The organism is Methylobacterium sp. 1030, assembly GCF_040544715.1.
GTDB lineage: Bacteria > Pseudomonadota > Alphaproteobacteria > Rhizobiales > Beijerinckiaceae > Methylobacterium.
Map to the genome: position 1 here is coordinate 365,368 of NZ_JBEPKM010000002.1, position 14,520 is coordinate 379,887.

Consider the following 14,520-nt stretch of genomic DNA (forward strand, 5'->3'; position numbering starts at 1 on the left):
GATACCGTACACCGAAGGTGTGGTTGACGATCTGCTAGGCGACAGGCTCCGTTTTTGCGGTCCGATGACCCGCGACGCGCTGGAGGAAGCGCTGAAGGAAGTTCGTGTCGGACGGCGGCCTCCCGTCCGCGCCGCGCGCGGCCGCGTAGAAGGGATCGGCGTAGCAGGTCGCCCCGGTCGCCGCGGCGAGGAACTGGACAGCCGCGACCATCTCGGGGGCGCCCGCCGCGAGGACGGTGTCGTCGCGCGTGAGCATCGGCATGTGGAGCGTCGGCCGCCCGGGCCGGGCATCCGGAGGCGGGTTGCCGCCGCTGCAGGTCAGGACCGTCGTCGCCCCCCGCGCGCGCAGCCAGTCGAGCGCCGGGCGCATGTAGAGATTCTGCGGGTGCCGCGCGCCGGCCACGACGAGCAGGTCGCGCTCCGGCTCACGCATCCGGCTCGCGCGGGCGACCGCCCAGGCGGGCGCCCAGCCGACGCCCGATGAGACGATCACGAGACGGCCGCGCCCGAGCCGGTGGAAGGCGGTCCCGAACGGGCCCTCGACCTTCACGGCGGTTCCCGGTCCGATCCTGCCGCCGAGCAACGGCGAGACCGCGCCGTCGGGCTGGCGGCGGATCTGGAAGATCAACTCGTTCAGTTCGCCCGATCCGTCCGCGCGCAGGGTCGGGCTGTAGTCCCGCGCGGGCAGCCCGGCGAAGGAGACCCGGACATACTGGCCGGGCAGGTAGGTCAGCCGCTTGCGCAGCGCGACCGTCACCTCGACGATCTCGGCGGTGAGATCGACGACGCGGTCCACGGTGCCGGCCCGCCGGACGGTTTCCGGAACCTCGTCGAATTCGATGACCGCGTCGGTGGTCAGGCGAGCCCGGCAGGCCTGCACGGTCTCGCCGATGCGCGTCCCCGCATCGTCGACCGCGCCCGCATGGATCCGGACGCGGCAGGTGTCGCACTGCCCAGTGGCGCAGTCGTGCGGGATCGCCTGGCCGGCCGCCAGACCCGCGTCGAGCAGGGTCTGGCCGGCGCTGGCGCTGACCCGCCTTCCGTTGATGACGAGGGTGACGCGTTCGGCCACGGCGCGCTCCCGGCTCAGCGCAGAAGGACTTCGACCGGCCGCATGTGCCGCGTGTGCCGCGTCTGCGTGTGATCGAAGGCCGAGACATACAGGTAGAAGGTGTTTCCCGGCAGGAAATCGACGTCGTACTTGCTGCCGGTCGCGATCTTGCGCGCGGCGACGAGGGTCCAGTGGTCGTCGGCCCAGTCGGCGGCCGCCGAGATCCCGGCGCGATCCCCCGTATAGCCGTCGGTCATGAGCACGCCCGGCATCACGGTGCCGACCGGGATCTCCGCGTCGGCGGCCGCCGAGTACGGCACCGTCTCGGTCTTCTCGACCATCCACCACGCCGAGCCCGGCGACGTGCTGGCATCGAAGTCCAGATCCACGGTACCGAGCTTGGCCACCGTCGCCTGCCAGTCCTTGGGAAGCCGCAGCGGCTCGACCGCCCCCGCGTAGCCGCCCGGACCCTCGAACTTGAAGTTGTAGCGGTACGCGCTGGTGCCGGGATCGCCCCAGTAGCCGGCCTGGTAGCGGCCCTTCACGGCCCGCTCGGCGGCGGTGGGGTCGGTGGGCGGACCGATATGCATGTCCTCGACGACGCCGAGCATGCCGCCACGGGCCGCCTTCCACTGCCACATGTCGATGTAGCTGCCGTCGGTGGTGTAGTGGTAGCCGCGGCCGTTGAGCGGGGCGGGGGCGTCGGGCAGCGGCCGGGCGCCGAGATGGGTCGACCCGCCGCTGCCGAACGCGTCGGATCGCGAGAAGATCACCGCCAGCTTGTCCTCGTAGTAGGCGGTCACGTCCGCGCGCGCCGCGTCCGCGTCGAGGAGGTGCCAGCCGTCCGCCTTCTTGATCATCGGGACGCGCTTGAGCGAGCGCGACGGGTCCCACCAGCGGAAGGCGAAATACACGTTCGTCGCGTCGCGCACGGCGCGGATCTCGACGGTGGTCTCACCGGTCCCGCCGAAATTGGCCCCCTGCATCGTCCGGACCGAGACCGGGCGCGCGGTGCGCCAGACCGGGTCGTCGAGGAGCTTCGACAGGTCGGGCCCGGCCGACACCTTGTCGATCACCAGCGTGGAGCGGCCTCTCACATCCGCGAAGGCGAGGCCGCCGACGACGGGGAGGCCGATGATGGCGGCGGCCAGAAGTGGGCGTCGCCGCCGCGCCGCACCGTCCGCCAGGGCCGCCGGGCGGAACAACCGAAGGAGCTGCCACAGGCCGCCGTACATGAAGTGCGCGAGGGTATGGACCGCGATGTAGGCCAGGGCGACCAGCGCGCAGGTGGCGTGCAGCCAGACCACCCAGCCGCCATAGCCGAGGTAGAGCGCGACCCCGGTACCCGTCAGGACGAGCGTGACGGCGTAGATCAGCCAGTGCAGCGCGACGTTGATGCCGCCCCACCGTGCCTTCCGGGCGGCCTTGCTTCGCCCGCTGACACGGAGGGCGCGGAGCCGCGACAGGCCGTTGCGATCCGTGAGACGCCCGCGCACGAGGTAGACCAGATAGGCGGTGATTCCGAAGAACAGGGTCAGGCCGGCCACGAAGTGGACGGTCCAGACTTCACCTTGCGGAAGCAGGGGCGCCAGGAACTTGGCGGTCCGCGCCACGGGTGCGTCGGCCGAGATGCGCAGGCCCGTGAGCAGGCTCGCCGCCATGGCGATGGCGACCACCCAGTGGATCACGATGGTCCCGACATCGGAGCGCGGATGCCGGTCGACCTGCGCGGCGGCTGTACTACGCCACCCGGGGGCGGTCTCGGCTCCGCCGGGCGGATGCGGCGCGAGGGTCAGCGGTTCCGACATTCGATCCTCCGCACCGTCGCCGCAAATTGGACGCGCTACGTTAGAACTTTGTAAATCATGATGCCGGCCGCGGGATATAGCCGAGCTTTGCAATCTATAACTCTTGATCGATATGCTTAACGGCGGTCTCGGCTCGGTCGGTCAGCCGGGAAGGCGGCTCCGCCCCGCCGCGGCGCAAACTGGTTCGGGTCGCGCGTCGACGAGAGGCGGACGCGGCCGACAGGGTACGGCCTCAGAGCGGCACCTCAGCCACCTGTCACGACAGAGCGCTCAGTCAGGATTGCGCGCAGACAGGGTCTCCTAGCGACGGCACGGGATCGTCGCCGGATCTCGGGGAGCAGGCCTGATAGGGCGGCAGATGCCTCTTCATCGCTGCTAGCGACATCCACGGCGCAGAACTCAAGGTCTCGGTCGGCGGAGTCCACGCGATGGACCGCGCCATCAACCAGCCTCGCTGAGCCGACGCGGCCGCGATCCGCAGCTCGCCTCGCCCGCGCACTCCCGTTTCCGTGATCAATTCAGATACAAAAACAAATTTAAGGAAGTCAATTCCGGTTGAAAAACGCAATCGCAATTTATTTGTAAAATCAAATCTTGACGGATACGGTCAAGCTGCCGAGCGATAGAGCGGCCAATTCTCAAAAAATACTGCGACGTCGCACCGTGTCGGGACCCGTACACGTGCGTGAACGCGGATCATTGGGTTGACGCTGGCAGTGGCACGACCACGGCGTCGGATGCGGGGATATGATGACCAGAATCAAGGCGCTGTTACTGGGCTCCTCGGCCCTGATGATCCCGATCGGCGGTGCGTACGCCGCCGATCTCCCGACGTTCAAGGCTGCGCCGGTCGAGTTCGTACGCGTTTGCAACGCCTACGGCGCCGGCTTCTTCTACATTCCCGGGACCGATACCTGCATTCGTCTGTCCGGACGGGCGCGGTATGACTTCCTGTATCAGACCAGCAAGGTTCGCACGGGCGGCGGCGGCGACCTCACCGGCTATCTCGGCCTGATGCGTCTGAACCTCGATTCGCGGACCCAGACCGATTACGGAACCCTGCGCGCCTTCCTGCGCATCGATGTCGCCAACCGCAGCGGCCCGTTCCTGACCTCGGGATCCCGGCAGCGCGAGAGCTTGGCCATCGCGGGCCTCGGCGCCGACGCCTTCGGCCGCACGCAGACCTACGTCAACGCCGATAAGGCCTTCATTCAGTTCGCCGGGCTCACCGCGGGCCGCGCGTCTTCCTTCTTCGACTTCTACGCGCACGACTTCGAGCTGATCGGCGGCACGGCCGGCTCGGATACGTTCAGCACGAACCTGCTCGCCTACTCGGCGATCCTCGGGAACGGCATCACGCTGACCGCCTCGATGGAAGATCCGACCTACCGGCGCTTCCCGATCTTCGGCACCGGCTCGGCCGTCGGGGCCTTCACGGCCGGTGGCGGCTTCGCGGGCTACAGCAACGCCTTCAACCCGTTCACCCCCTCGACCTGGCTGGCGCCGATCGTCGTCGGTCCCGGCAATGTCGCCTTCGTCGACGTCACCCAGAAGAGCCGCATGCCGGACTTCGTCGGCGCGGCCCGCATCGACCAGGCCTGGGGCTCGGCGCAGCTCTCGGCCGCCGTCCACGAGATCAATGCCGGCGACGCCGGCAGCACGGTCGCGGGCATCACCACCGCCACGACCGGCCTGGGCATCTCGCCGACGGGACGCGCCTCGAACGCCTACGGCTGGGCGGTCCAGGGTGGCCTGAAGGTCAACCTGCCGTTCATCGCGACGGGCGACACGCTCTACCTCCAGGGCGCCTACGGGCAGGGTGCCATCGCCTATACGGGCATCTCCAACTACACGGCGCCGTACGACGCCCTCGGCGCGGCGCCGGTCGGCGGCGGCTCGTTCGCGCAATACTACGCCGACGCGGTGCTCAATCCCGCGACCGGCCGCCTCGAACTGTCGACCTCGTTCTCCGCTGTCGCCTCCCTGCTCCATTACTGGTCGCCTGCCTGGCGCTCGGCCTTCTTCGGCAGCTACGCGCAGATCGACTACAACTCCAAGGGGCGCAACGCGCTGGGCCTCCTCGGCTTCGGCTTCGCCCCGGCCGGCGCCAGTGCGTCGAATGCCCTGGCCTTCGCCACGAGTCCCATCCTGCGGGGCAACAACCAGATGATCACCGGCGCCAGCCTGATCTGGACCCCCGTGAAGGATCTCGATATCGGCGTCGAGGGCGAGTACATCCGCACGGCGCTCAACAGCGGCGTCACGCCGGACATCTCGAAGAACGCGCTGCGCTACGTCAATTCACAGGATGCGGCCCAATTCCGGTTCCGCGTGCAGCGGGATTTCTGAACCGATCCGACGCGCCTTCGCGGGCGCAACGTCCAGTCTCGAGCCCGGCCGCAAGGCCGGGCTTCTCTATTTGGAACGCCAAGTAAGTTATCTCGTAAATTGGGCCATATTCAACAAATAAAAGATCTTTTGCTTGCGATCGACGCAAAATCATCTACAAGAGAGTCAGCTCTTCAGCGGCTTGCTTCGCCGCCGACCGAGCGGATGCTATGGTTTCAGAGCGGCTGGCCCGGGTACCAGGGCAGGGCCGGTCTGACCCAGAGCTTCAGACCCATACGACTTCGCCGACCGGGCAACCGGTCGGCTTTTTCGTGCTCGCTGCCGGCGCAAGCCGGGCAGGATTGTCCGTCAGGCCTGGGCGACACAAGCCCCGATCCCGGTGACCGGGATGTGGCGGACCTGAGGGCAGCCAACACGAGAAATTCAAAAATCGTTTCAAGATTGAAGCCCGTCCAAAGAGCGAAAGAATTATTCCGCAATAAAATATAGAGTTTAAATGGGTATTGCAGCATCTTACTACCACGTCGCCGGTGAGCGACAGCTTGTGTAACGGGAGATCATCATGAAGAACATCGTCCTCGCCTGCTCGATGGGCGCGATGCTGATCGCGGGACCTGCTCTCGCTCAGGACGGTGGCGCAACCATCGATCCCAGCCTCATCGTCCGGACCAACGGCAGCGGCCTCGACGCGTGGTCCGCCTCCGAGGGCAACGACAAGGCGGGCGGCATGTGGGAAGGTGCGACCGGCTACAGCGCCGCGATCCAGCGGCCCAGCGCGGTCGAGACCGTCCCGGCCAATCGCCAGTGGAGCCATCTCAACAGCCGCGAGCGCCGCCGCGACCAGCCGTCCTACTGAGCGCCCACCCGGTACGGCCCCGCGCCCGGCACGCCCCGCGATGCGGGACCGGCCGGGCGCGACGGCGTGACGACGGCGTCAGAGGGATGCGGCCGGCAGGAGGTCGATCGACGGGTGGCCCGCGACGCTGTGGGTCCAGCTGAGGGTCACGCGGCAGCCGCTCCCGTCGGAGGCGATGTCGAAGGTGGCGCTGTGCAGCCGCGCGATGGAATCGACGAGGCTCAGGCCGATCCCGAAGCCGCTCTTGTCGGTCTTCAGCGCACCGCGGCGGTACCGGGCGCGCACGGCGCTCAGCTCCTCCGCGGGGATGCCGCAGCCCGTATCGGTGACCTGGATCCCCGTCGGATTCCGGAGCAGCGCGACCGTCACCTGCCCGCCGGCCGGCGTGAACTTCAGGGCGTTGTCGATCAGGTTGCTCACCGCCTCGAAGATCAGGCTGCGGTCGCCCTCGATCGCGCACGGGCCGTCCGGCCGGTCCCAGAGAAGTCGGATGTCGCGCTCGATCGCCAGGGGCTCGTAGTACTCCACCGCATCCTCGAGCAGCCGGCCGAGATCGACCTGGGTGAAGCCAGATCGGCGCAGGCGGTCCTCCATCTCGGAGATGCGCAGCAGGGCCGAGAACCGGACGACGATGCTCTTGACCTCGGCCAGGACGTCCTCGTTGAAGGCGCGGAAGGCCGCGACGCTGTCGGCCTTGCGCAGCGACCGCTCCAGCGTGCCGACCACCCGGGTCAGCGGGGTGCGCAGGTCGTGGGCGATGTTCTCGTTGACGCCCTTGATCTCCAGCATCAGCCGCTCGAGCTGGTCGAGCATGTCGTTCACGACGCGCGTGAGGTGAGCGAGGTCGGCCGAGACGCCGCGCGTCGGCAGGCGCTCGCTCAGGTCGCCGCGCATGATGCGCTCGACCGCCTTGGTGATCGCATCGTTCTGCCGCAGCGAGCCGGCGCCGAACACGACGGCACCGATCAGGCCGATCACGATGGTGGCGGCCATGCCCCAGACAAAGGTCTCGACCAGCGCCTTCTCGAGGGACTGGAGATCCTGGGCCGAGCGGCTGACCAGCACGTACTCGCCGCTCGGAAGCTCGGTGAGCTGGCTGAAGAGCGTGCGGCTGCGGTGATCCAGCGGCTGCGCCAGGATGAACGGCTTCCCGATCGGCGCCCTGTCGGGGAAGGCGATCGGCGCGCCGGCCCGGCGAACGTGGTCGGGCCCGAACAGGACGAGCGGGCGGCCGCCCTCGGCGAAATCCTCGGACGCGTCGATCCGCTCGCGCAGCGCGCGCGGCGACAGGTTCAGGAGGTGCTTCGATTCCCACTCGACCCACTCGAACGCGGCCTTGCGGCCGTAGCTGCGCGTGTCGACGTAGAGGAAGCCCGAGAGCGCCAGCGAGGCGGTCCCGAAGGTCGCGAAGAACAGGCACGCGACGCGGAATCCGCTGGTGCGCCGGACCTCAAGAAGGCGCACGGAGGATGAAGCCCGTGTTGCGCACCGTGTGGATCCGCGGGTTCAGCCCGTCGGGATCGAGCTTCTTGCGGATCTTGCCGATGTGGACGTCAATGACGCTGGACTGGTGATTGAAGCTGTAGCCCCAGACGGATTCGAAGATCATCTTCCGGCTCACCAGCGTGCCGGCGTTCTGCATCAGGAACTCGATGATCGCGAATTCCTTGGGCAGGAGCTCAATTTCCCGGTTCCCGCAGTGGAGGACGCGCTCGATCAGGTCGAGGCGCAGGTCGCCGACGACGAGTTCGTTCACCGCCTCCGCGGCCATCTTGCGCCGCGCCAGCGCGTCGACGCGGGCGGTCAGCTCGATGAACTCGAATGGCTTGGCCAAGTAGTCGTCTCCGCCGGCGCGCAGCCCGTCGACACGCTCGTTGACGGCCGACAGGGCGCTGAGGATCAGGACTGGCGTCGAGACCTTCGCGGCGCGCAGCTCGGTCAGCAGCGACAGGCCGTCGATCTCCGGGAGCATCCGGTCGAGCACGATCACGTCAAAGTTACCGTCCAGGGCCTTGCGTAGTCCGATGCTGCCACTGGGGGCTTCGTCGACCTGAAATCCGTATTCCGCGAGGGCCGAACCGATCTCCGCGGCGACCCGCCGGTCGTCCTCGACTACCAATACGCTGGCCATTCGTTTTTCCTTCTTATTTTGTATTCGCCGGCCCTGTCTGGTCTCCTGCGGCTCGGAGGGAGAGGTGGAATTATCCTCTTCGGAGCCGGAGTCAAATGCGGTTCGGTCGCGGCGGCCGACCTGCGTCATCCCGCCGGCGAAGCTTACAAGGGAGCGAGGGATCTGGACCATGCGCCTCACTCCGCGCTCGCCTGCTCGGAGAGCTTGGCTGTCGGGACCTGAGAGGCGACGGAGCCGCGGGGGACGACGCGGCTGCCGTCCTGAAGGCCGGCGGGCGGGTTGAGGACGACGGTCTCGCCGCTGTCGAGGCCGCTGCGCAGCTCGAGGCGCGTGCCGAGATCGCGCGCGATCGTGATCGGCCGGAGCCGGACGGTGTCGTCCGCCCCGACCACGGCCACGCGCGTCCCCTCCGCGTCGAAGATGAGCGCCTCGGACGGCACGATCACCCGCGGATGCGTGCGCGGCACCGCGAAAGTGACGGCGACGTAGAGGCCCGGCCGCAGGATTCCGTCGGGATTGGCGACGTCGACCTCCGTGTCCAGCGTCCGCACCGAGGATTGGAGAGCCACCGAGCTGCGCGAGACCGTGCCGTCGAAGGTCCGGTCCGGGATCTGCGCGACCTGGACGCGCGCCTTCACCCCGTCGCGGATGCCCACGGCGGCCGATTGCGGCACCTGCACCGCGACGCGCAGGACATCGGTGCTGTCGACCGTGAAGAGCGGCGTCCCGGAGCCGGCATCGCCGTGGACGAGGTCGCCGACATCGACCTTGCGGGCGGTCACGATGCCGTCGAACGGCGCGACGACGTTCTCGAAGGTGGTCAGCGTGCGGAGCCGGTCGACGGTCGCCTGCTGGGCGGTGATGTTGGCTTCCGCGACCTTCACCTTCGCCTGCGCGGCGGCGAGGGTCGCGGTGGCGGTCAGCATCCCCGCGCGGGTCTGGTCGGCGTTCTGCTTCGAGGCCCAGCCTTGTCCGGCCAGGGTCGCGGTGCGGGCGTCGGTCACGTTCGCGAGCGTCACGCTGGCCTTGGCCTGCTCCACATCCGCCTGCGCGACGGCGAGCTGCGCCTTGAACTGGCCGAGTTGGGCCTCGGCCTGCCGGGCCTGCTGGTCGAGGTCGGGCGCGGCGATCCGGACCAGCAGGTCGCCCTTCTTGACCCGCGACCCGATGTCGACCCGGCGCTCGGCGATGTAGCCGGTGGCGCGGGCGAAGATGTCGGCATGGTCGAAGGCCTCGGTCTGGCCCGGCAGGGTCAGCGTCATGGGCCCGTCATCCACCTGCGCCGGCCCGGTGCGGACCGTCGGAACGAAGTTCACGGCCTCGGCCTGGGTCTCCAGGGAGGCCTGGTAGGTTTCCCAATGGTGCCAGGCGCCGAGCCCGAGGGCGCTGCCGAGCGCGAGGAACGCCACGAGGAACGGGCGCTTGCGCGGCGGCGGCGGCACCGCGTGGACGAGGGCCTCGCCGGCCCCGTCCTGCCGCAGCGGGTCGATCTCGACCGCGTGCTGGTGCGCCCGCGCGGCAGCCTCGGCGCCGCTCCCGGGGGCGTCGTTGAAACGGGTCATCAATAATCCTCGAGGGGCTTGATCGGGTTGCGGCGGAGCAGGGTGTAGAGAAGGGGGACGAAGAGCAGGGTCGAGACGGTGCCCATCCCGATCCCGCCCATCACCGCGCGGGCAAGGGCGGCGTTCTGCTCGGCGCCTTCGCCGGACCCGATCGCCATCGGGATCAGGCCCAGGAACATCGCGGAGGCGGTCATGAGCACCGGCCGGAGGCGGGTATGGCCGGCCATCAGGGCGGCCTCGCGGGCAGAGCAGCCGGTGGCCTCGCGGTGCTCTTTGGCGAATGTGACGAGCAGGATCGAGTTCGCGCTCGCCACGCCGACCGACATGATCGCGCCGAACAGGGCGGGGATCGAGAACGCCGTGCTGGTGATGAACAGGCTCATCACGATGCCGCAGAAGGCCAGCGGCAGGGCGGCGATGACCACGAAGGGGTCGACCCACGTCTGGTAGTTCAGGACGAGCAGCAGGTAGACCGCCACCAGCGCGATCCCGAGCCCGAGCTCGATGCGCGAGAAGGCGCTCTCCATGCTCTCGATCTGGCCGCGGACGAGGATCTTGTCCGGGGCCGGGAGCTTGACCTGCTCCTCGGCGACGATCCGGTCCACGGCGTTTCGGACACTGCCGAGATCCGCGTTCTGGACGTTGGCGAGGATGTCGAAGGTCGGCTGCTGGTTGACGTGGTTGATCACGGTCTGCTCAGGCTGCCGCTGCATCGTGGCGATGTTCGACAGCAGGATCGGGATGCCGGGCCTGTCACCCGCGTCCGTGTGCACCGAGACCGGCGTGTTCATCAGCTGCGTGATGTCGGCGTTGCGCCACTCCGGCGTCTGGACCCAGAGCTGATACGGCATGCCGGACTTGGGATCGGCCCAGAAGTTCGGGCTGACCTGGAAGGAGCCGGAGAGCGAGACGTTCAGGTTCTGCGCGATGGACTGCTCGCTGACGCCCATCTCGGAGGCCAGCCTGCGGTCGACGTTCACGTACATCTGCGGGGCGTCGACGATCTGGTGCAGGTGGACGTCGACGGCGCCGCGGACCGCCGCGATGCGGCGGACGAGGTCCTGCGCCACGGCGAGGTCCTCGGCATCGTGCCGCCCGGAGACCTGCACGTCGATCTGCGCGACGGTCCCGAAATTCAGGATCTGCGTGATGATGTCGGACGGCTGGAAGTAGAAGGTGTCGTCGGGGAAGGCCTGGTGCAGGACCTGGCGCAGCCGCTTCTCGTAGAAGGAGATCGGCTTATGCTCACCCTTCAGGTTGATGAGCATCTGCCCGTCATTGTAGGCGACGAACGACGCATCCATGAAGGCGAAGTTGTAGTTCGAGGCGGGGAGGCCGATATTGTCCAGGATGAGCCCGAGCTCGTCCTTCGGGACGACCTGCCGGACGACGTCCTCGACCTGCGCGAAGGTCTTCTCCGCCTGCTCGATCCGCTCGCCCGGCCGGGTGCGGATATGCAGGGTCATCTGGCTGGATTCGATCTGCGGGAAGTAGTCCTGACCGACGAAGGGGAAGATCGCGGCTGTCACCGCGACGACGGCGAGCGCGCCGGACAGCGCGCGGGCCGGGTGCCCGAGCACCGCGGACAGGAGGCCGACATAGCCCGCGTGGAAGCGCGCGAACCCGCGCTCGAACGCGTTGCGGAAGGCGAGGGCGCCGCGCAGCGGATATTGAAGCAGCCAAGCGAGGGGCCGTGTCGGCGCACGGAGAATCCGGCTGAGGACGGAGCGGCGGCGGGGTGGTGACGCCCCATCGACCTCGGCGGCCGGGCCGTGATGCCGGGCGTATTCCGGGGCGACCAGGACGTCGATGAGGATCGCCACCAGCGTCCGCGACAGGAGGTAGGAGGTCAGCATCGCGAAGACCACCGCCTCGGCCTGCGGGACGAAGAGGTAGCGGGGCGCGTCCGTGAGGAAGAAGACCGCCGAGAAGGCCGAGCAGATCGCCAGCGTGGAGATCAGGGCCGGCTTGGCGATGCCGGCCACGCCCTCGACCACCGAGCGCCGGAAGGAGAAGCCTTCCTCGAACATCCGGTAGGTGTTCTCGATCGCGACCGTCGCGTCGTCCACGAGGATGCCGACGGCCAAGGCGAGGCCGCCCAGGGTCATCACGTTGACGGTCTGGCCCAGAGCAACCAGGATCGACAGGGAGGTCAGGATGCAGAGCGGGATGGAGACCAGCACCACGATGGTCGAGCGCCAGGAGCCGAGGAACAGCAGGATGGCGAGACCGGTGAGCCCCGCAGCGATCACCGCCTCGCGCACCACGTCGGAGATGGCGTCCGAGACGAAGACTGACTGATCGAACAGCGGCGTGATGGTCATGCCCTTCGGCGCGGCCGCGTGGATGTCCGGCAGGGCGGCCTTGACGGCGTTCACGACGTCCAGGGTCGAGGCCGCGCCGTTCTTGAGGACCTGCAACAGGACGGAGTGGTGGCCGTCGGCGCGGACGATGTTGATCTGCGGGGGCGAGCCGTCCCGGACATGGGCGACGTCGCGCAGCAGGACCGGCTGGTTGTTCTCGACCTTGATCGGAATGCGGTTGAGCTGATCGACCAGCTGCGGGCTCGAGTTCAGCCGCACCGTGTATTGCTGCGTCCCGATCTTCGCGAGGCCCGAGGGCACGACGAGGTTCTGCTTGAGGACCGCGTTCAGGACATCGAGCGGCGTCATGCCGATCGCGCGCAGCTTGCCGGGGTCGAGATCGACCATGACCTGACGCGGCGCGCCGCCGTAGGGCGAGGGCAGGGTCGAGCCCGGCACCTCGGCGAGCCGGCGACGGGTCCGGTACTGCGCGTAGTCGAAGACCTTGGTGAGCGGCAGCTTCGAGGACGACAGCGCCATCTGAATGACGGGCACCGACGAGGCGGAGAAGCGCATGATGACGGGAGGCTGCACGCCCGGCGGCATGCGCGAGCGGATCGCGTTCATCGCCGAGTCGACCTGGGTCATCGCCAGATCGATGCTGACCGCGGAATCGAAGTAGATCCGCTCGGTCACCGTGCCCTGGATCGACGTCGACTCGATTCGGCGGATGTTGTTCACGTTGCTCGACAGCGAGAACTCGCTGTAGTTCGTGATGCGCTGGACCATGTCGGTCGCGTCGAGACCGTTATAGGTCCACACCACCACCACCACCGGGATATCGACGGCGGGCAGCACGTCCTTCGGCGCGACGGTGATCGAGCCGAGCCCCGCGAGGAACATGAGGACGGCAAGAACATAGAAGCTCTTGCGAAATTTCAGAGCGAACCGGACGAGTTCCATGTGATCAGTCGGGTGTCCCGCCGTGACCCGGCTCCCATTCCCGCGGGATGCCCGCGTGAACTGGGAGCCGATCAAGCCTCGTGTGCGAAGAGAAGGCAGGGCGAATGCCCGGCACGCCGAAGCTATAGTCCTGGCAAAGACACTCTTCGAATGAATTCGGCACGACAAAATAAAGCGCGTTTAAGAAACTTAAAGCGGCAGCGGATCTCTAAAGTGCGTCGCGAAACCGATGCTTGAACTGTCTCCGACCCAGGCCGCGGCCGGACGGGCGCGCATCGAATTCTAAAGAAAATTTCTCAAATCAATTTCGTTTTCACTGCTGAAAAGCCTATTTTATTGCAGTGCGTGCTCGGCTTGCGCCATCTTCCGAATGTCGAGATGGGCTGACTCGCCAACGTCGCTGAAGGCAGTGCGTCGCGGCCACGCTGTGATCCCGTCGGGCGGCTGTTCCGAAGCGCGCACGCGTTGTGGCGGGCCTGCTCGCAGAGACCGGCCGCTGACGCCCGCGGCGGTCTCGTCGGACACATCCAGGACATCCGGAGCGCGGCTTCCGCGCTGCCGATCTCGTGCGCTCAAGGAGGAGCAGGCCTATGACCAGACGATGTCTGCTGATCTTGGTCTCGGTGCTCTCACTGTCGCTGCAGACCGGCGTGGCGCTGTCCGAGAGCGAGATGCCGGCAGGAGGCGCCTTCATGAGCAGTTACACTTCGGATCCTTACTTCGACCCGCGGTCACGGTACTCGCAGGCTCACGCCACCGGAGACATCCGCGGACAGCCGATGCTCGTCGAACCGGGCGACGCCCCGCCGCCCTGCAAGCTCTTCGACACGGCCTGCGCGGCCGCCTTCGAGCGCTCACGCCCCCACGCGTATCGCTAGGGCCGGCGCCGACCGGGCGAGAGCGGAGCGCTCGCCCTTCTCGGTCCGAAAACGCGCCCTTTGCCGCGCGGAGATGGGGCATGTCAGTCCGGCGTCGGATCGTCCGCGATCCTGCGCCGCAAGTGCACCAACCTCCAGCCCGAGACCGCGCCGACATCCCGTCACCGGCGGCTCGCGCCGGTGGGGCTGCAGTCGACGATACCTGTGAATTCTTGAGCCAGGTTATATCGCAAGGCGTTTGCGCGCTCTATCCCGTTGAAAATTGCACGTTGACGGCGTGCGGGATGAGCAATGATTGAACAGGGCCCACGGATAGCGCGCGAATTCCATGTCGGCGTCGGCGGCGACCGCTGGGCCCTGATGCGCGACCTCCAGACCGGACAGCCCTACGTCTCTCACTCCCCGGGCGATGACGCGCCGGAGGTCCAACTGGATCTCGGTTCCTTCCTCGTGCTGTTCACCGGGGAGGAGCGGGAGAAGCTGCTCCGCCTGATCGGGTCGCTGCTGCCGGACGAGGACGCGCGTGCGGATGCCGACGGCCGGGCCGGCACGTCGCGTCCGCTGACCTTCGTCTCCCGGTGGCTTCCCAATCGGTAGGTCGAGACTTCGGTATTAGCCA

10 protein-coding genes are annotated in these 14,520 nt (G+C 67.7%); 4 read left to right on the forward strand and 6 right to left on the reverse strand.

All coding sequences use genetic code 11. From position 1 onward, the window contains the following. Positions 1–34: 34 nt before the first annotated feature. Entirely contained in the window at positions 35–1,072 is a 1,038-nt protein-coding gene (locus tag ABIC30_RS04100) for a 2Fe-2S iron-sulfur cluster-binding protein (protein WP_331327730.1), read from the reverse strand. Between the two features lie 14 nt (positions 1,073–1,086). Further along, positions 1,087–2,859 (reverse strand): ethylbenzene dehydrogenase-related protein, encoded by a 1,773-nt coding sequence (locus ABIC30_RS04105; protein ID WP_354454145.1) that lies wholly within the window; start codon positions 2,857–2,859, stop codon positions 1,087–1,089. 750 nt (positions 2,860–3,609) lie between these two features. On the opposite strand from ABIC30_RS04105, the gene ABIC30_RS04110 reads away from it, so the two are divergent. Together ABIC30_RS04110 and ABIC30_RS04115 are read left to right on the forward strand one after the other, a co-directional pair. Beyond that, positions 3,610–5,208, forward strand: coding sequence for a porin (locus ABIC30_RS04110; protein WP_165923069.1), 1,599 nt, complete (start codon positions 3,610–3,612; stop codon positions 5,206–5,208). Positions 5,209–5,770: 562 nt separating this feature from the next. After that, positions 5,771–6,064 (forward strand): hypothetical protein, encoded by a 294-nt coding sequence (locus ABIC30_RS04115; RefSeq protein WP_354454147.1) that lies wholly within the window; start codon positions 5,771–5,773, stop codon positions 6,062–6,064. A gap of 78 nt (positions 6,065–6,142) precedes the next feature. Here ABIC30_RS04115 and ABIC30_RS04120 read toward each other — a convergent pair whose 3' ends face one another. From ABIC30_RS04120 to ABIC30_RS04135, 4 genes are read right to left on the reverse strand one after another with little or no spacing between them, the layout of a single operon-like run. Next, positions 6,143–7,528: a sensor histidine kinase gene (locus ABIC30_RS04120; protein ID WP_020091595.1), complete on the reverse strand. Its 1,386-nt coding sequence runs from the start codon at positions 7,526–7,528 to the stop codon at positions 6,143–6,145. After that, positions 7,515–8,366 (reverse strand): response regulator transcription factor, encoded by an 852-nt coding sequence (locus ABIC30_RS04125; RefSeq protein WP_307188506.1) that lies wholly within the window; start codon positions 8,364–8,366, stop codon positions 7,515–7,517. The genes ABIC30_RS04120 and ABIC30_RS04125 overlap by 14 nt, the downstream gene beginning before the upstream one ends. Positions 8,367–8,371: 5 nt before the next feature. After that, on the reverse strand, positions 8,372–9,757 hold the full coding sequence (locus tag ABIC30_RS04130; RefSeq protein ID WP_020091597.1) for an efflux RND transporter periplasmic adaptor subunit: 1,386 nt from the start codon (positions 9,755–9,757) through the stop codon (positions 8,372–8,374). After that, positions 9,757–13,023: an efflux RND transporter permease subunit gene (locus tag ABIC30_RS04135; protein WP_020091598.1), complete on the reverse strand. Its 3,267-nt coding sequence runs from the start codon at positions 13,021–13,023 to the stop codon at positions 9,757–9,759. The genes ABIC30_RS04130 and ABIC30_RS04135 overlap by 1 nt, the downstream gene beginning before the upstream one ends. Positions 13,024–13,613: 590 nt before the next feature. Here ABIC30_RS04135 and ABIC30_RS04140 point away from each other — a divergent pair. After that, positions 13,614–13,901 carry a hypothetical protein gene (locus ABIC30_RS04140; RefSeq protein WP_020091599.1) on the forward strand — a complete coding sequence of 96 codons (288 nt, stop codon included), beginning with the start codon at positions 13,614–13,616 and terminating at the stop codon, positions 13,899–13,901. A gap of 291 nt (positions 13,902–14,192) precedes the next feature. Continuing rightward, on the forward strand, positions 14,193–14,498 hold the full coding sequence (locus ABIC30_RS04145) for a hypothetical protein (protein ID WP_020091600.1): 306 nt from the start codon (positions 14,193–14,195) through the stop codon (positions 14,496–14,498). Positions 14,499–14,520: the final 22 nt, after the last annotated feature.

What these genes read in the sequence shown, in the direction of transcription:
- ABIC30_RS04105 (WP_354454145.1), bottom strand. Translation starts at nt 2,859, where the DNA reads ATGTCGGAACCGCTGACCCTCGCGCCGCATCCGCCCGGCGGAGCCGAG.
- ABIC30_RS04110 (WP_165923069.1), top strand. Translation starts at nt 3,610, where the DNA reads ATGACCAGAATCAAGGCGCTGTTACTGGGCTCCTCGGCCCTGATGATC.
- ABIC30_RS04115 (WP_354454147.1), top strand. Translation starts at nt 5,771, where the DNA reads ATGAAGAACATCGTCCTCGCCTGCTCGATGGGCGCGATGCTGATCGCG.
- ABIC30_RS04125 (WP_307188506.1), bottom strand. Translation starts at nt 8,366, where the DNA reads ATGGTCCAGATCCCTCGCTCCCTTGTAAGCTTCGCCGGCGGGATGACG.
- ABIC30_RS04130 (WP_020091597.1), bottom strand. Translation starts at nt 9,757, where the DNA reads ATGACCCGTTTCAACGACGCCCCCGGGAGCGGCGCCGAGGCTGCCGCG.
- ABIC30_RS04135 (WP_020091598.1), bottom strand. Translation starts at nt 13,023, where the DNA reads ATGGAACTCGTCCGGTTCGCTCTGAAATTTCGCAAGAGCTTCTATGTT.
- ABIC30_RS04140 (WP_020091599.1), top strand. Translation starts at nt 13,614, where the DNA reads ATGACCAGACGATGTCTGCTGATCTTGGTCTCGGTGCTCTCACTGTCG.
- ABIC30_RS04145 (WP_020091600.1), top strand. Translation starts at nt 14,193, where the DNA reads ATGATTGAACAGGGCCCACGGATAGCGCGCGAATTCCATGTCGGCGTC.